The sequence below is a fragment of the Streptomyces sp. NPDC040622 genome (assembly GCF_055593965.1).
Map to the genome: position 1 here is coordinate 338596 of NZ_JBVIXD010000003.1, position 17553 is coordinate 356148.

General features: G+C 71.1%; 13 protein-coding genes. 8 read left to right on the forward strand and 5 right to left on the reverse strand.

Annotated features, from left to right (window positions below; translation table 11 throughout):
• The first annotated feature begins 30 nt into the window (after nt 1-30).
• Both ACZ592_RS09960 and ACZ592_RS09965 read left to right on the forward strand, forming a co-directional pair.
• Nucleotides 31-1008 carry a helix-turn-helix transcriptional regulator gene (locus tag ACZ592_RS09960; RefSeq protein ID WP_471581023.1) on the forward strand — a complete coding sequence of 326 codons (978 nt, stop codon included), beginning with the start codon at nt 31-33 and terminating at the stop codon, nt 1006-1008.
• Between the two features lie 168 nt (nt 1009-1176).
• Nucleotides 1177-1911: a DUF6518 family protein gene (locus ACZ592_RS09965; protein ID WP_471581024.1), complete on the forward strand. Its 735-nt coding sequence runs from the start codon at nt 1177-1179 to the stop codon at nt 1909-1911.
• On the opposite strand, the gene ACZ592_RS09970 is transcribed toward ACZ592_RS09965, so the two are convergent.
• The 5 genes from ACZ592_RS09970 to dnaK all read right to left on the reverse strand — a co-directional run bounded on the left by ACZ592_RS09970 (nt 1836) and on the right by dnaK (nt 6716).
• Nucleotides 1836-2363, reverse strand: a complete 528-nt coding sequence (locus tag ACZ592_RS09970; protein ID WP_471581025.1) for a hypothetical protein — start codon at nt 2361-2363, stop codon at nt 1836-1838. The two genes, ACZ592_RS09965 and ACZ592_RS09970, sit on opposite strands and share 76 nt — an antisense overlap.
• 87 nt (nt 2364-2450) lie before the next feature.
• Nucleotides 2451-2906, reverse strand: coding sequence for a heat shock protein transcriptional repressor HspR (locus ACZ592_RS09975; RefSeq protein ID WP_471581026.1), 456 nt, complete (start codon nt 2904-2906; stop codon nt 2451-2453).
• Between the two features lie 4 nt (nt 2907-2910).
• A complete protein-coding gene (dnaJ, locus tag ACZ592_RS09980) occupies nt 2911-4104 on the reverse strand; it encodes a molecular chaperone DnaJ (protein WP_471581027.1) in 1194 nt (397 codons plus the stop codon).
• Between the two features lie 33 nt (nt 4105-4137).
• Entirely contained in the window at nt 4138-4851 is a 714-nt protein-coding gene (grpE, locus tag ACZ592_RS09985) for a nucleotide exchange factor GrpE (RefSeq protein WP_471581028.1), read from the reverse strand.
• Entirely contained in the window at nt 4851-6716 is a 1866-nt protein-coding gene (gene dnaK / locus ACZ592_RS09990) for a molecular chaperone DnaK (protein ID WP_471581029.1), read from the reverse strand. Before dnaK ends, grpE begins: the two co-directional genes overlap by 1 nt.
• A gap of 348 nt (nt 6717-7064) precedes the next feature.
• Here dnaK and ACZ592_RS09995 point away from each other — a divergent pair, with 348 nt between their 5' ends.
• The 6 genes from ACZ592_RS09995 (at nt 7065) to ACZ592_RS10020 (ending at nt 17518) form a co-directional block, all read left to right on the forward strand.
• A complete protein-coding gene (locus ACZ592_RS09995; protein ID WP_471581030.1) occupies nt 7065-9347 on the forward strand; it encodes a (Fe-S)-binding protein in 2283 nt (760 codons plus the stop codon).
• 305 nt (nt 9348-9652) lie between these two features.
• Nucleotides 9653-10972 carry an FG-GAP repeat domain-containing protein gene (locus tag ACZ592_RS10000; RefSeq protein WP_471581031.1) on the forward strand — a complete coding sequence of 440 codons (1320 nt, stop codon included), beginning with the start codon at nt 9653-9655 and terminating at the stop codon, nt 10970-10972.
• A 41-nt stretch (nt 10973-11013) separates the two neighbouring features.
• Nucleotides 11014-12522 carry an FG-GAP repeat domain-containing protein gene (locus ACZ592_RS10005; RefSeq protein ID WP_471581032.1) on the forward strand — a complete coding sequence of 503 codons (1509 nt, stop codon included), beginning with the start codon at nt 11014-11016 and terminating at the stop codon, nt 12520-12522.
• A 265-nt stretch (nt 12523-12787) separates the two neighbouring features.
• Nucleotides 12788-14182: an FG-GAP and VCBS repeat-containing protein gene (locus tag ACZ592_RS10010; protein WP_471581033.1), complete on the forward strand. Its 1395-nt coding sequence runs from the start codon at nt 12788-12790 to the stop codon at nt 14180-14182.
• 81 nt (nt 14183-14263) lie between these two features.
• Complete coding sequence (locus ACZ592_RS10015) at nt 14264-15733, forward strand: VCBS repeat-containing protein (RefSeq protein ID WP_471581034.1); 1470 nt, start codon at nt 14264-14266, stop codon at nt 15731-15733.
• 306 nt (nt 15734-16039) lie between these two features.
• Nucleotides 16040-17518, forward strand: coding sequence for a VCBS repeat-containing protein (locus ACZ592_RS10020; protein ID WP_471581035.1), 1479 nt, complete (start codon nt 16040-16042; stop codon nt 17516-17518).
• Nucleotides 17519-17553 lie beyond the last annotated feature (35 nt).

A 17553-nucleotide genomic window follows, 5' to 3' on the forward strand; every position in this document is an offset into this window, starting at 1 on the left:
GACGCTTCAACCAGGCAGGAGGGGGCTCGCATGGCCACGAAGCACTTACCGCACGCCGTCGAAGAGCTCTGCGAGGCGGGACTGTCCGTCTACGCCCGGGCCCTGCGCCAAGGCCGGATCCCGGGCAGCGAGGCCGAACCGGCGCCCTGTCTCGTGGACCTGGGACTGCTGCGGCCCGGCCGCGACGACCCGGGGTGGCTGCACCCCACCGATCCCGCCGTCGCCCTGCCCCGCCTGCTGCGGACCATGGAGGACCGCGTCGACGACCAGCGCTCGCGCGAGGCCAGGATCAGCGAGGCTTTCGAGCCATTCCTCTCTCTCGACGCACAGCTCGCCATCGAGATCGAGGGCCCCGCCATCACCGTCCTCGACGGGATCGACCGCATCAACTCGGCCATCGACCGCGCCATGAGCGAGGTCACGGACGAGTTCCTCGCCGTCCAGCCCGGCGGCACGCGTCCCCCGGAGACCTTGGCCGAGGTCTTCCCCCGGGACCAGGCGATCCTCACCCGCGGCTGCCGGATGCGCACGCTCTACCAGCACACAACGCGCCATTCTCTGCCCGTGCTCGCCTACTTCGAACAGCTCGACGGCGACACCGAGGCCCGCACGCTGGACGAGGTCACCGACCGGCTCTTCGTCTTCGACCGGACCGTCGCGTTCATCCCGGCGAGCAAGGACCGCAGCATCGCCCTGGAGCTGCGCCACCCCGCCCTCGTCGAGTACTTCGCCACCACCTTCTGGCGCCTGTGGCGCCTGGCCACCCCCATGTGGCCGCAAGCCGCCCCACAGCCCGCCGAGGGTGGCATCACCGCACGTCAACGCGCCATCGCCGGCCTCCTCATCGAAGGCCTCACCGACGCCGAAGTGGCGGACCGCCTCGGCATGAACATCCGCACGGCCCGCGTCCACATCGCCAAACTCGCCGCGACCCTGGGCAGCAACAGCCGGGCCCAACTCGGCTATCTCATCGGCCAGTCAGGAATCCTGGAACACGAGCAGGATTAGTTCCGCAGCGACAATCCGACTCCTCCCCTATTCCCCTCCCCGATTCACGGCTGCCCCGTGAACGAGGGCGGGAAAGGCCTCCGCGGCAAGTCACCCACTCTCATGGCTGCCACAGCAGCTCCGCCTGCGGGAGCCATCGCCCCCGAGCCCAGGAAATCCACGCATACCGTGTCTCCTTCACGCCACCGCGTCCTGACAGCATCAGCCACGGTCATCACCGGCGCCGTACTCGGATTCTCCGCGCCCGCGCTCGCCCACGCCGGCAATTCGGCGGGCCAAGTGGCGCACCTCGTCCTGGCAGGCGGATGGCTCTGGGGAGCGCTGCCCTTCGTCATCGGACTCACCAGGAGGTCCAGGGCGGAGGCGGTCGCCCTGGGGGCCGTCGGGTTGGTCACCGCGGTGGTCGCGTACTACCTGACGAAGCTGGTCGACGGCGAGTACGTCACCGCGGATCTCGGCGATGCGTCGGGCGGCACGACACAGGTCGACTGGGCCGGCTATCTCTCGAAGACAGCCTTCTGGGGAATCGCCGCTTCTTTCCTCGGACCGCTGTTGGGATGGGCCGGGCACTTCGCCCGGAACCCCGGGCTCCGCGGGCTGCCTTTCCGGCTGCTCATTCCGGTCGTGGCGATGGTCGAAACGACGCAGCGCCTGCGGCTCGAATCCCCCCTGCACGAGGCGCCCGCCGGCACGACATGGACCGTCATCCGCATCGCGGCCCTCGCCTGCGCGGCGCTTCTCGTGGGCAGCGCGCTGTGGAACCGGCGGGACCGTACGCGGAGGAGGAGTGGCACGGGCGGTACGGGTGGCACGCGGAGTACCGGCCCTCAGACCCCGACCCCCTCCACCCACTCCCGCAACAGTTCCTCCCGGTCCGCCGCCCGCGGCGACCCGCCCGCGTGACGCCGGCCCCAGTCGGACATCGCCGTCAGGGTGGTCAGGAGGGTGCCCGCGCCCTCGGTCAGGCGGGACAGGAGTGCGCGGGAAAGGTCGTACTCCGTGCGGGAGTAGCCGATCGCCGCCGCGGTGTACGCCGTCAGCTCCCTCTCCTCGCCGTCCGCGTCCGTGATCCGCACCGTCATCATCGGCGCCTCGTCGCCCGCCGCCGAGGCCACCGTGAGGACCATGTCGACCACCGCGCCCACGTGCCGTTTCAGGGTCTTCAGCGGGACGTCGTCGACGGTGAGGCCGTAGACGTCCTCCCACGGCCACATGCCGGACTGGAGGTCGCCGAGCGCGAGGACTCCCTCCGGGGTCAGCCGTACTCCCGAGGAGCCCACGGCCGGCTTCGCGCCCACGTACACATCGCCCTCGGCGATCCAGAACAGCCCCACCATGGCCATGGTCAGCTCCACTCCCCGTCATCCACAGACCCGCACCCGTACACAGCGAAAGAGGGCCGGGAGGTGACAACCTCCCGGCCCTCCATCAGGGTACGAAACCTACTGCTCCGTCGATCTCTTCGGTCGCCAGACGACCAACGCGCTCGCCTGCTGCACGTCCTGGTAGGGGACGAGGTCGCGGCGGTACGAGGCGTGCACCGCCGCTTCACGTTGCTGCATGGCGGTGGCGGCACCCTCCACGGCAGCGGAGAGCTCCGCGACCCGCGACTGCAGCGCCGTGACCTGGTTCTCCAGCTCGATGATGCGCTTGATGCCGGCGAGGTTGATGCCCTCCTCCTGCGACAACTGCTGCACGGTGCGCAGCAGTTCGATGTCGCGGGCGGAGTAGCGGCGGCCGCGGCCCGCGGTGCGGTCCGGGGAGACCAGGCCCAGGCGGTCGTACTGGCGCAGGGTCTGAGGGTGGAGGCCGCTCAGCTGGGCCGCCACCGAAATGACGTACACCGGTGTCTCGTCGGTGAGTTGGTACGGATTGCGACGATGGCCGACCCTGTCCATGGGGTCACGCTCCCTTCGCGGCCTGGAACAGTTCTGCCCGCGGATCGTCCTCCGCAGTCGCCTTGCGGTACGACTCCAGGGCTTCCTTCGCCGCGTCCGACAGAGACGTCGGGACCGACACCTCCACCGTCACCAGCAGATCGCCCCGGCTGCCGTCCTTGCGGACCGCTCCCTTGCCGCGGGCCCGCATAGTACGCCCGTTCGGCGTGCCTGCGGGCAGTTTCAGCGTGACCGGCGGGCCGCCCAGGGTGGGCACCTTGACCTCGCCGCCCAGCGTGGCCTCGGGGTACGTCACCGGCACCGTGACCGTGAGGTTGTCGCCCTTGCGGGCGAAGACCGGGTGGGTGTCGACGTGCACGACCACGTAGAGATCACCCGCCGGGCCGCCGCGCTCGCCGGGAGCGCCCTTGCCGCGCAGGCGGATGCGCTGCCCGTCCGAGACGCCGGCCGGGATCCGCACCTGCATCGTCCGGGACGACTTGGCGCGACCGCTGCCGCCGCACACGTCGCAGGGGTCCTGGGCGATGAGCCCGCGGCCCTTGCAGTCCATGCACGGGTCGGTGAGGGAGAACCCTCCGCCGCCGCCCCGCGAGACCTGGCCCGTGCCGACGCAGGTCGGGCACACGCGCGGCGTGCCGTTCTTGTCGCCGGTGCCGGAACAGATCTTGCAGGGCGCCTGGGAGGACATGCGCAACGGCACCGTCGCGCCGTCCACCGCCTCCGTGAAGCTCAGCGTGACCTCGGACTCGATGTCCTGGCCGCGCCTCGGCTGCGTGCGCGCGCCGGCTCCGGCACCCGCACCGCCGCGGTTGAACAGGCCCCCGAAGACGTCACCGAGGCCGCCCCCGAAGCCGCCGCCGGCCGCTCCACCGCCACCCGGCGCGTTGCCTCCGAAGAGGTCGCCCAGGTCGAAGTTGAACGAGCCGCCGCCGCCTCCGGGGCCCTGCCGGAATCCGCCGTTGCCGAAGAGGGCACGCGCTTCGTCGTACTCCTTGCGCTTCTTGGGGTCGCCGAGGACGTCGTTCGCCTCGGAGACCTCCTTGAAGCGCTCCTCCGCCTTGGGATTGCCCTTGTTGGCGTCCGGGTGGTTCTCGCGGGCGAGCTTCCGGTACGCCTTCTTGATCTCGGCTTCGGTGGCGTCCTTGGGGACGCCGAGGACCTTGTAGTAGTCCTTCTCAATGAAGTCCTTGGTGCTCATCCCCGACGTCCCTCCTCACTCATGTCGTGACCGTCAGCCCTCGTCCGGGCCACCGGTCTCCTTCTTCTCGTCGGCCGCGTCCGGGGAGGCGTCGGTTCCCTCTGCCTCCGCGGCGCCTTCGCCCTTGACCGTCTGCGCGCCCGGCTGCGGCTCGGCCACGGCCACCCGCGCGGGGCGGATGGTGCGCTCGCCGATCCGATACCCCGGCTGCAGGATCGCGACGCAGGTCGTCTCGGTGACGTCCGGCGCGTACGAGTGCATCAGGGCCTCGTGGATCGTCGGGTCGAAGGGCTCGCCCTCCTTGCCGAACTGCTGCAGGCCCAGCTTGGCGACGACGGTCTCCAGCGACTCGGCGACCGACTTGAAGCCGCCCACCAGCTCGCCGTGCTCGCGCGCGCGGCCGACGTCGTCGAGGGTCGGGAGGAGCTCGGAGAGGAGGTTCGCCGAGGCGATCTCCTTCACCGTCACCTTGTCCCGCTCCACCCGGCGGCGGTAGTTCTGGTACTCGGCCTGGAGCCGCTGGAGGTCCGCGGTGCGCTCGTTGAGCGCGGTGCGCACCTGGTCCAGCTGGGCGGTCAGGCCCACGTCCTGTGCGGACGTCTTGCTTGCTGCGTCCCCGGCCGGGGCCGCCGGGCCCTCCTCGGTGGAGGGCTCGGCGGCCTTCGGCGCCGCGTCATCAGGGGTGGCGCCGGAGGGGACGTCAGGCTTCTCGGCGTTCTCGCCGAAGCCCGGGGTCTCCTCGGTCATCAGGCGGCGCCGCCCTTCGCGTCACCGGGCTTCTCGTCGTCGACGATCTCGGCGTCGACGACGTCGTCGTCGGCCTTGGGCTGCTCGTCACCGGGAGCGGCACCCTCGGCGCCACCCGCGGCCTGCGCGCCCTGGGCGTCGGCGTACATGGCCTGGCCCAGCTTCTGCGAGACGGCGGCGACCTTCTCGGTGGCGGTGCGGATCTCGGCCGTGTCCTCGCCCTTGAGCTTCTCCTTCAGCTCGGTGACGGCTTCCTCGACCTCGGTCTTCACATCGCCGGGGACCTTGTCCTCGTTGTCCTTGAGGAACTTCTCGGTCTGGTAGACGAGCTGCTCGCCCTGGTTGCGGGACTCGGCGGCCTCGCGGCGGGCGTGGTCCTCGTCCGCGTACTTCTCGGCCTCTTCGCGCATCCGGTTGACCTCGTCCTTCGGCAGCGAGGAGCCACCGGTGACGGTCATCTTCTGCTCCTTGCCCGTGCCGAGGTCCTTCGCGGTCACGTGCATGATGCCGTTGGCGTCGATGTCGAAGGCGACCTCGATCTGCGGGACACCGCGCGGGGCCGGCGGCAGGCCCGTGAGCTCGAACATCCCGAGCTTCTTGTTGTACGCCGCGATCTCGCGCTCGCCCTGGTAGACCTGGATCTGGACGGACGGCTGGTTGTCCTCGGCCGTCGTGAAGATCTCCGAGCGCTTGGTCGGGATCGTGGTGTTGCGCTCGATGAGCTTGGTCATGATCCCTCCCTTGGTCTCGATGCCGAGGGACAGCGGGGTGACGTCGAGGAGCAGGACGTCCTTGACCTCGCCCTTGAGGACACCGGCCTGCAGGGCGGCGCCGATGGCGACGACCTCGTCCGGGTTCACGCCCTTGTTGGCGTCCTGGCCGCCGGTCAGCTCCTTGACGAGCTCCGCGACGGCGGGCATGCGGGTGGAGCCACCGACGAGAACGACGTGGTCGATCTCGGAGAGCTGGATGCCCGCGTCCTTGATGACGTTGTGGAACGGCGTCTTGCAGCGCTCCAGGAGGTCGGACGTGAGCTGCTGGAACTGGGCGCGCGTGAGCTTCTCGTCCAGGTGCAGCGGGCCCTCGGCGGACGCCGTGATGTAGGGCAGGTTGATCGTGGTCTCCGTGGAGGAGGACAGCTCGATCTTGGCCTTCTCGGCCGCCTCGCGCAGGCGCTGGAGCGCCATCTTGTCCTTGGAGAGGTCCACGCCGTGGCCGTTGTTGAACTGCTTGACCAGGTAGTCGACGACGCGCTGGTCCCAGTCGTCACCACCGAGGTGGTTGTCGCCGTTCGTGGCCTTCACCTCGACGACGCCGTCGCCGATCTCCAGGAGGGACACGTCGAAGGTGCCGCCACCGAGGTCGAAGACGAGGATCGTCTGGTCGTCCTTGTCGAGGCCGTACGCCAGGGCGGCGGCGGTCGGCTCGTTGACGATGCGCAGGACGTTCAGGCCCGCGATCTCGCCGGCCTCCTTGGTGGCCTGGCGCTCGGAGTCGTTGAAGTACGCGGGGACGGTGATGACCGCGTCGGCCACCTTCTCGCCCAGGTACGACTCCGCGTCGCGCTTCAGCTTCTGCAGGATGAACGCCGAGATCTGCTGGGGGTTGAACCCCTTGTCGTCGATGTCCACCTTCCAGTCGGTGCCCATGTGGCGCTTGACCGACCGGATGGTCCTGTCGACGTTGGTGACCGCCTGGCGCTTGGCGACCTCGCCGACGAGCACCTCGCCGTTCTTCGCGAAGGCGACGACGGACGGCGTGGTCCTGGCACCCTCGGCGTTGGTGATGACGGTGGGCTCGCCGCCTTCGAGAACGCTGACGACGGAGTTAGTCGTGCCCAGGTCGATGCCGACCGCACGTGCCATTTCGATTCCTCCAGAGGTACTTCTTGAGTGGATCTGACTCAAGGATGCATGGTCGCTTCGCCGGAGTCAACAGAGCTGAGTCGAGGGGGCTCAACTCTTATCCCGCACTTACGCGCAATGCGGGCTTCCGCGGCCCCTCGTTCACCTGCGGGTTCGCCGTGGCCGGTCGCGCAGTTCCCCGTGCCCCTGGAGAACCGGGCGACACCACCTGCCCGGCAAGGGTTGCCTGAGCGACGCAGATCACCGCCCTGCTGGCTACAGTGCGGCTGAGTAAGTGGGTAGTCTCAGACGGACTGCATAAGTTACCGCTTAGTAATAGTTCGCCTCGCAGGCCCGAGGAGCCCCCAAATGCAACTCGCCGCGATCATCGTGTCGCTGGTCCTAATCGCGGTCGGCGTCGCGCTGTTCGGCCGTGCCATCCTGCAGATCTACCAGTTCGTGCGGCTCGGTCAGCCCGTGCCCGCCGGCCTCAGGACCGACAACCCCGTCCAGCGCACCCTCACCGTGGTCAAGGAGTTCCTCGGCCACACGCGCATGAACCGGTGGGGCATCGTCGGCTTCGCGCACTGGTTCGTGGCGGTGGGCTTCTTCTCACTGCTGCTGACGATCGTCAACGCCTTCGGCCAGCTCTTCAAGGCCGACTGGATCCTGCCGATCATCGGTGACTGGGCGCCGTACAACATCTTCGTCGAGTTCATCGGCACGATGACCGTGCTCGGCATCCTCACGCTGATCGTCATCCGGCAGCTGAACCGCCCCGGCAAGCCGGGGCGCAAGTCCCGCTTCGCGGGCTCCAAGACCGGCCAGGCGTACTTCGTCGAGACCGTCATCCTCATCGTCGGCGTCTGCATCTTCACGCTGCACGCCCTGGAGGGCGCCCAGCACCACGTCGACGGCTACGAGGCCTCGTTCTTCATCTCGTACCCCTTCGTGTCCTGGTTCGAGGGGATGGACCTCTCCACCCTGCAGACCCTCACGTACTTCTTCGCCGGGCTGAAGATCGCGACCTCCTTCATCTGGATGATCGTCGTCTCCCTGAACACCAACATGGGCGTCGCCTGGCACCGCTTCCTCGCCTTCCCGAACATCTGGTTCAAGCGCGAGGCGAGTGGCGGCACGACGCTGGGCGAGCTGCAGCCGATGACCTCCGGCGGCGAGCCGATCGACTGGGAGGACCCGGCCGAGGACGCCGTCTTCGGTGTCTCCCAGGTCGAGCAGTTCAGCTGGAAGGGCCTCCTCGACTTCTCCACCTGCACCGAGTGCGGGCGCTGCCAGTCGCAGTGCCCCGCCTGGAACACCGGCAAGCCGCTCTCCCCCAAGCTCCTGATCATGTCGCTGCGCGACCACGCGCACGCCAAGGCGCCGTACCTGCTCGCGGGCGGCGGCAAGGACATGGAGGGCAACGAGAAGGCGACCGAGGAGCAGCTGAAGGACGTGCCCGCGGCCGCCCTCGCGGAGGCCGAGCGCCCGCTGATCGGGACCGCCGAGGAGAACGGCGTCATCGACCCGGACGTCCTGTGGTCCTGCACCTCCTGCGGTGCCTGCGTCGAGCAGTGCCCGGTCGACATCGAGCACATCGACCACATCGTCGACATGCGCCGCTACCAGGTGATGATCGAGTCCGCGTTCCCGTCCGAGGCGGGCACGATGCTCAAGAACCTGGAGAAGAAGGGCAACCCCTGGGGCCTTGCCAAGAAGCAGCGCCTGGAGTGGACGAAGGAAGTCGACTTCGAGGTGCCGGTCGTCGGCAAGGACATCGAGGACCTCACCGAGGTCGAGTACCTCTACTGGGTCGGCTGTGCCGGCGCCCTGGAGGACCGGGCCAAGAAGACCACCAAGGCGTTCTCGGAGCTCCTGCACATGGCGGGCGTCAAGTTCGCGATCATGGGCGGCGACGAGAAGTGCACCGGTGACTCGGCCCGCCGCCTCGGCAACGAGCCGCTGTTCCAGCAGCTCGGCCAGGAGAACGTCATGGCGCTGAACATGGCGTTCGGCGAGGACCTCGACGACGACGGCAAGGTCACGCCCGAGTCGGCCAAGCCGAGGACGGCGAAGAAGATCGTCGCCACCTGCCCGCACTGCCTCAACACCCTGGGCAACGAGTACCCGCAGCTCGGCGGCGACTACGAGGTCATCCACCACACCCAGCTGCTCCAGCACCTGATCGACGAGGGCAAGCTGATCCCGGTGACCCCGGTCGAGGGCCTGATCACCTACCACGACCCCTGCTACCTGGGCCGTCACAACAAGATCTACACGCCCCCGCGCGAGATCATGGACAAGGTCCCGGGCCTGCGCCAGCAGGAGATGCACCGCCACAAGGAGCGCGGCTTCTGCTGCGGCGCCGGCGGCGCGCGCATGTGGATGGAGGAGCGCATCGGCAAGCGCATCAACACGGAGCGGGTCGACGAGGCGCTCAGCCTCAACCCGGACATCGTGTCGACGGCCTGCCCGTTCTGCCTCGTCATGCTCACCGACTCGGTCAACGGCAAGAAGAACGACGGCGCGGCCAAGGAGTCGCTGCAGGTCGTGGACGTCGCGCAGCTGCTGCTCGACTCGGTCAAGACGCCGGTCGACCCGGCAGGCGACGCCGAGTCCGTCGACGAGCCGGAGCCCGAGCCCGCCAAGTAGCCGCTCCGATCCGAGCGGCCGCTTCGATCGCGGTCCTGAAAGGGCCGGTTCCGCCTCCGGGCGGGGCCGGCCCTTCCGCGTTCCTGCGCCCGGTCGGGGACGGTCGGCGGAGCCCGCCCCGTGATGGACAAGTGACCTAAGCGGCATCCCACCGGGCTTAACGGTTCCGGTGAACGGGAGCATCATGTGCTGGTTGTTGTCTCATGGGGCGGTCGGGGTCGGGGTTGATGGCGGGCATACGCGCTGGCATACGAGGCATACGAGGCATACGTGGCGTACGAAGTGACGGAAGACCCGGCGTACCGGTGCGCCTCGCGGCGGGGGCGCTGGGCTGCGCGCTGCTGCTCGCGGGCTGCGCGGGCAACGACGACGACGGCAAGAGCGGCGACCGGCCGGTCAGCACGGCCGGCAAGGGCGTGGCGCAGCGCCCCGTGCCGGCCGGCACCGGCAGCAAGGTCGACGACGACTTCAACGGTGACGGCGCCCGTGACCTCGTACTCGACGACCTCGTGCACCGCGGCCACGGCGACGACGCCGGCATCGGCATCGTCTACGGCGGCAAGGACGGGCTCGTCCCCGGCGCCCGGCAACTGCTGAGCGCGCACGCCAACGGCGCCCGTACGAAGGGCCAGCTGCCCGCGGCCTTCGAGTCCGAGGCCTCCTGCGACCTCGACAGGGACGGCTTCACGGATCTGCTCGTCTCCACCGATCCGCCGTACGACGGGCAGGGGCAGCCGCCCGTGCCGCTGCAGATCCTCTTCGGCTCGCCCAAGGGCCTGGCCGGCCAGGCCGTGAAGCTGAAGGTGCCCGCGCAGGCACGTTTCGGCAACGACTGGCCGGACCAGCCGGTGTGCGGCGACTTCGACGGCGACGGCGCCGACGATCTCGTCCTGCACGCGAGCGGCGCCCGGCTCACCTTCCTGCGCGGCCCGTTCAAGCGGACCGGCGCCGCGCGCGCCGCGGGAAAGCCCGTCACCGCGCCCGGCAACAACCTCGTGACGGGCCGCGCCACGGACGTCGACGGCGACGGCTACGACGACGTGCTGGTGCGCAAGGCCGCGAACGCGTCCGGCGCCGCCGTCAGCGCCCTCGTCCTGGGCGGCCCCACGGGCCCCGACGAGACCGGCGTGCTCTTCCCCGCCGGCAAGGACATCGCCTTCGGCCGCTTCGGCAAGGGCAAGGGCACGGACGCGGCGATCGCCTCGCCGAAGGGCGTCGCCCTGCGCTACGAGGTGCCCGGCACCCTGCGCGGCTCCCTGGAGGCCAAGAACGTGTCGGTCGACGCGGGTGACCTGGACGGGGACGGCCTGAGCGAACTGGTCATGAGCGGCCGGGGCAGCGGGAGCGGCGGCGGGGCCGGCGACGTGCGGGTCTTCCGGGGACGCGAGGACGGCGTCGACCCCAACGCCTCGGCGCTCGTGGTGCCCTCGGCGAAGGGCACCACCCAGGTCCTCCAGGTCGCCGACTTCGACGGCGACGAACGGGACGACCTGGTGCTGCGCACGTACCGCGGCGACAGCCACGACACCGTCGGCGTCTACCCGGGCGTGACGATCGACCTGGTCTTCCGCACGCCGCGGATCACCTTCTCCACCGAGGAGTTCCTGTCGCCGGGCGAGAGCTGATGGCGCGGCCGACGGCCGGGGGCGGGGGCGGGGGTTCCACGGTGAACGCACGCTCCAGGGCCCTCGCGCTGTGCTGCGCGGCGGTGCTGCTCGCCGGGTGCGGCGCGTCCGGCGGCGAGAAGGATAAGGACACCGGTGCCCTGGAGTACGGGCGTCCGGACGTGGGCAAGGCGGCCGCGTCGCCCGCGCCCGGCGACTTCAACGGCGACGGGTACGACGACTACGCGCGCGTGCTCGACGCGCAGGACAAGCGCCGGGTCCCCGCCTCGCTGATCGTCCTCTACGGCTCCGCCAAGGGTCTGCTCACCGGGTCGCCCGCCCGTCTGACGGGCCGCGGCGGCGACGAGTTCTTCACCCCGCCGCACCGCGCCGACCTGGACGGCGACGGCTTCACCGACCTGGTGGCCGCGCGCGGCGAGTCCGACGACTGGCAGACCTTCGTGATGTTCGGCGGTCCGCGCGGTCTGTCCGCCCCGCGCCCCCTCGCGGTGGCGCCGGAGACCCGCGTCCTGGCCACCGGGGACTTCGACGGCGACGGCGCGGCCGACCTCCTCGACGGCGGGCGCGGCGGCTCGGGGGACACCAGCGCGACGGGCGTGCCCGACCCCGCCGCCGTGCTGCACGGCCCGTTCACCCGCGCGGGCAGGCCCGCCCGCACCACCCCCGTCGACCTCGGCCAGCACGGCTACATCAGCCCCTACGACGCCCTGGTCGGGGACGTCGACGGCGACCGGCGCACGGACGCGCTCCTCCTCTACGGCTTCGACGCCGAGCAGGACGACTCGGCGCCCGAGGACCTGACGGCGGTCGCCCACTTCCGGGGCGATCCGGCGAAGGGCCTCGTGGCGGGTCCCGAGGTGCCGTCCGAGGTGTACGCGTCGATGTCCGGCACCGACGGCCTGCGGGGCGGCACCGTCGCCGACGTGGACGGCGACGGCGTCGCGGATCTCGTCGGCTCCTCGCAGGTCACCAACGGCCGCGCGGCGAGCGGCGACAACCCCGGCAAGGTGACGGTCACCCCCGGCGCGCGGGCCGGACTCGGCGCGGGCCGCCCGGCCACCGGTCTGCGGCTCCCCGGACGGCACGGGGCGCTGTGGGGCGAGGCGCCGCTCGTCGGCGACGTCGACGGCGACGAGCGGCCCGACCTGGTCGTCAGCGACCCGCGGCCGAAGGCGCGGGCCGGGGGCGAGATCACCCTGCTGCCCGGCGGCGACACGGGCCCCGAGCCGCACCGCGCCCAGTTCGTGAGCCCCTTGACCGAGGGGCTGCCGAGCAGGAACGGGCGCCCCGACACCTGGTCCGGGTTCGTCGCCGACGCCCTGCTCGACGTCGACGGGGACGGCCGCGACGACGTCGTCGTCCACGCGGACGAGTGGGAGAGCGGCGAGCACCGCACCGAGAAGCGCAAGTACTACGGCGGGGAGGGCCGGGCGAAGACGCACGCGGGGTTCCTCGTCCTCCGCGGCTCCGAGAAGGGTCTGGATCCGGGGCGGGTGCAGTACTTCACGGCGGGCGAGGTGCGGGGCGGCACCACGTTCACGTACAAGTAGGCGGACAACGGGAGCAACAGACGCGTACCGGCAGCGGGGAGGGAAGGGCCGCAGGCGACCGCGTAAGGCCCACAACTTCGGGCCAAACAGGGCTAATTGGTGCACGGCCCGCGTACACCGGCCCGTCACCCCGTCACCCCCGAAGCGCAACCCTCTGTACGCCTCACGCGTCACACACCCCGGAAGCCATACCCAGAGGCTCACCGAGAGACCGCGGCCGACCGCGGTCCACCAGGGCCCTGTCCCCCACATCCGGGAGCTCCACGTGCGCGTAAGAAACCTGGCCGTCACCGTCGGCGTCGCGGCCCTCGCCGCCGCCGGTCTGACGCTGCCCCTGGCCGGTTCGGCGAGTGCCGCCTCCACCCTGAAGGACGACTTCAACGGCGACGGCTACCGTGACCTCGCGGTCGGCTCGCCCTCGTCCAACTCCGTGACGGTCACCTTCGGTTCGGCGGGTGGCGTCTCACAGAGCCGCGCCGTCACCGTCACCCAGAACACCTCCGGCGTGCCCGGAGTCACCGAGGCCGGCGACGAGTTCGGCGAGAACGTCACCACCGGCGACGTGAACCGCGACGGGTTCGCCGACCTCATCGTCGGCGCCCCCGGCGAGCAGGTCGAGGGCAAGCCGTCCGGCTCCGTCACGATCGTCTACGGCGGCAAGAAGCCCTTCACCACCGGCGGCCGCGCCCTGAACTCCCCGGCCGACACCTCGGGCCGCTACGGCGAGGCCACCGTGTGGACCGACTTCGACGGGGACGGCGCGGAGCAGCTCGTCGTGATCAGCGGCGACAACTGGTACTACTACTCCGGCGCCGGCGAGAACGGCGGGGTGTGGGGCCTGGAGGTCGACTTCCTGCCCGAGGGCGTCAAGCTGGACGGCATGGTCGCCGGCCACTTCAAGCACAAGAACGACATCAGCCTCGTCCTGTCGGGCGAACGAGCGGACGGCGGCGCCTACACCGCCCACATGAACGGCGGCGCCGGCGACTACGGCTACCTGGCCGAGGTCCTCGGCGAGGGCGACGACCCGACGGCGACGCGCGACGCGATCACCGCCGGTGACGTCGACGGCGACGGCTACACCGACCTGATCACCGGCAACGCCCGTGACACGGCGGGCGGCAAGGGCGGTTCGGTCACCGTGCGGCGCGGCGGCGACCGCGCGTTCGGCGCCCCGGTGTCGTACAGCCAGGACAGCGCGGGCGTCCCCGGCGCCGGCGAGAGCGGCGACGGCTTCGGCGGCTCCGTCTCCGCGGGCGACGTGACCGGCGACGGTCTCGCGGACCTCGCGGTGGGCGCGCCCGGCGAGACCGTCGACGGTGTCGCCGGAGCGGGCAGCGTCACGGTCCTCACGTCGTCGGCCGGAACGTTCACTTCGGGCCGGGCCTGGCACCAGGAGACCGCGGGCGTGCCCGGCGTCGCCGAGGAGAACGACCACTTCGGCACGTCCGTCCGCCTCAAGGACATCAACAAGAACGGCAAGGCGGACCTGGCGACCGGCGCGAGCGGCGAGGACATCGGCACGACGCGGGACGTCGGCGCGGTGTGGGTCCTGCGCGGCACGGCGACGGGCCTGACCTCGTCGTACGCGGCCTCGTTCAACGGCTCGGACTTCGGGGTCGGCGGGACGGGCGCGGACTTCGGCCGCACGCTCCGCTGACCACCGGCCGACAGCCACCGGCCGCCATCTCCGCAGGTGGCGGCAGCTAACAGACACAGCACCACAGTTGGGGGAACCCTCATGTCCACTCACATCCGCAAGCCCGCGCGCAACAAGGTCCTCGCGGCCACCGCGCTCTGCGCCGTCACCGCGCTCGGCGTCACCGGTCTGACGGCGGGCGGCGCGTCCGCCGCACCTGCCGCGCCCTCGAAGCTGCGCGCCGACTACAACGGCGACGGCTACGTGGACCTCGCGGTCGGCGTCCCCGGCGCGACCGTCGACGGCAAGGCCAAGGCCGGTTACGTCAACGTCGTCTGGGGCGGCGCCGACGGCCTCGGCAAGCACGGCTCCGCCACCGTCAGCCAGGCCACCGCCGGGGTGCCCGGCACCGTCGAGGCGGGCGACGGCTTCGGCACCGCCGTCGCCTCGGACGACATGAACGGCGACGGCTACAGCGACCTGGTCGTCGGGACGCCCGGCGAGGACAGCGGCGACAACCTGGCCGCGGGCACCATCGCCGTCGTGTGGGGCTCCGCGAGCGGCTTCAAGGGCGGCTTCACCGCCGCCAACGGCGACCTCGGCGGCAGCGCCTACGGCCGGCTGATCGCCACCGGCGACTTCGACAAGGACGGCGTCAAGGACATCTCCTTCACGGCCAGTTCCGACGAGCGCAACGCGGTCAAGGTGCGGCGCGGCCCCTTCACCCCGGGCTCGCCCGCCACCGTGTCCCAGGTCAAGAGCTGGCACTTCGGCCAGGGCCCGACCGCCCTCGCCACCGGTGACTTCGACGGCGACGGCCGCGACGACATCGCCGTGTCGCACAACGCCATGGAGGACACCGGCACGGAGATCCTGAACAAGGCGTCCGGTACGTGGAAGACGACGTGGGAGACGTCGGACTACACCCCGTCCGGCCTGGTCACCGGCGACTTCGACGGCGACGGCACGGCGGACCTCGCCATCGGCGACGTACGGCCGAACCCGGAGACCGAGCGGACGAACTGCGCGGAACGCCTCGGCGGCGCGATCCTCACCGTCTTCAACAAGAAGGGCGGCGCGCTCGGCGACGGCGGCCTCTCCTGCACCACGCAGGACTCGCCCGAGGTCGGCGACACCGCGGAGGCCGCGGACAACTTCGGCGCGCACCTCGCCGCGGGCAACCTCGACGGGACGGGCGGCGACGAGCTGATCGCCGGGGCCGACACGGAGGCCGTCGGCACGGCGAAGGACGCGGGCACGTACTGGAGCCTCACGTCGACCGGCGCGGGCAAGCCCTTCGTCGGCCCCGCCACCAGCCAGGACTCCGCGGGCGTCGCGGGCACGGCCGAGGCGGACGACCGCTTCGGCGCGGCCGTGGCGACCGGCGACTACAACGGTGACGGCCGCGCGGACGCCGCGGTGGGCGCGCCCGGCGAGGACGCGTCGAAGGGCGGCGTCTGGTACGCCCCGAGCGCGCGGAGCGGCGGCCCCAGCCCGGCGGTCACGTCGGTGACGCCCGGCAAGCTCGGTCTCGTGGGGGCGCGGTCGTACGGGGAGGTCATCGGGAAGTAGGTCCGGCCCGGCCGTCCGTCCGCCCGTCGGGCACCGTCCTGAGCACCGGCTCCGCCGAGTTGCCCCTCAAGCGCCGGACAGGCTGAGAAGGGGCGGGCTGAAGAACTTCAGCCCGCCCCTTCCTCACGCCATCCCTTCGCAGACAATCCCCACCCCACCCACACCCTCCAACTCCCCCTCCCCGTACAACCCTTGTGCCCCATCACAGGTCTCCTCTTCGCCGATCGCGGCGTGACGCCAGGGCCAACACCCGGTGAACGCGCCCGTTCCCGGCACACTCGACCGCGCATGCCCCAGGAGACCCGCATGGCCACGTACAAGCGCACCTCCACCGCACGCTCCGGACGCGGCCGCCTCGCCGCGGCGACCGCCGTCACCGTCGCGCTGACCGGTGGGCTGCTCGCCGGTACGGCCGCCCACGCCGCGCCCGCCGGACCGCTGCCCTCGCACGAGGCGGACTTCAACGGCGACGGCGTCGCGGACCTCGCCACCACCGCGCCCGGCGCCACCGTCGCCGGCCAGGGCGCGGCGGGCCAGGTCACCGTCACGTACGGCGGAAGCACCCTGCGCCACAAGACCTTCAGCCAGAACAGCGCGGGCGTCCCCGGCACCGCGGAGGCGGGCGACACGTTCGGCTACGACACCGCATACGGCGACTTCGACCGCGACGGCTACGACGACCTCGCCGTCGGCGCGCCCGGCGAGGACGTCGGCAGCGACAAAGACGGCGGCACCGCCCAGATCCTGTGGGGCTCCGCGAGCGGACTCTCCGGCGGTACGACGGTGCAGGACCCGCGCCCGACCGGGCACGACTACTTCGGCGGGCCCATCGAGGCCGGCGACTTCGACGGCGACGGCGCCACGGACCTGGCCATCGGCGCCCGCTCCGGCGCGGCCACCATCGATGTCCTGGACGGCAGGATCTCCCGCGCCCACGGCACCGGCAGCAGCCGTTACACGGTCAAGCCCGCCATCATCAGCGGCGAGGACGCGGGCCCCTTCAACCTGCACTCCGGCGACGTGAACGGCGACGGCCGGGACGACCTCGTCGTCGACGGCTACTCCACGGCCGACGAGTACAACGCCAACCTGTGGCTGCCCGGCACCGCGTCCGGGCTCAAGACCTCGGGCCAGCAGCGGCTGCCCGGCGGCCTCATCACCGACATCGGCGACACCGACGGCGACGGGTACGGCGACGTCATCATCGGTCTCGAATGGGACGACGGCATCGACGGCGCCCACAAGGGCGGCTCGGTGCACGTCGTGCACGGCGCCGCGAACGGCCCGTACGGCGACACGCAGGTCATCACGCAGGACAGCGCGGGCGTGCCGGGCTCGGGCGAGAAGGGCGACTCGTTCGGCAACGAGCTCGACCTCGGCGACATCAACGGCGACGGCCACCTCGACCTGGTCGTGGGCTCCGCGGGCGAGGACCTCGACGGGTACCAGGACGCGGGCGCGGTCACCGTCGTCTACGGCAAGGCCGACGGCTCCGGCCTGACCACGAGCGGCGCGGTCCTGCTCAGCCAGAACACCCCCGGCGTGCCCAACTCCAACGAGAAGCACGACTTCTTCGGCTCGGACGTGCACGTCGACGACCTCAACGGCGACGGCCGCGGCGACGTCATGGTAGGCGCGTACGGCGAGAACGGCCAGAACGGCGCCGTCTACCCCCTGACCAGCAAGGCGAACGGCTCCCTCACGGGCACGTCCGGCATCTACACCTCGACGGTCGGCATCTCCGCCACGGGCACCCCGCGCTTCGGCGCGAACTTCGCGGACTGACGCGGCAGCCCGGACCGCCTCCCCACCACAGACCA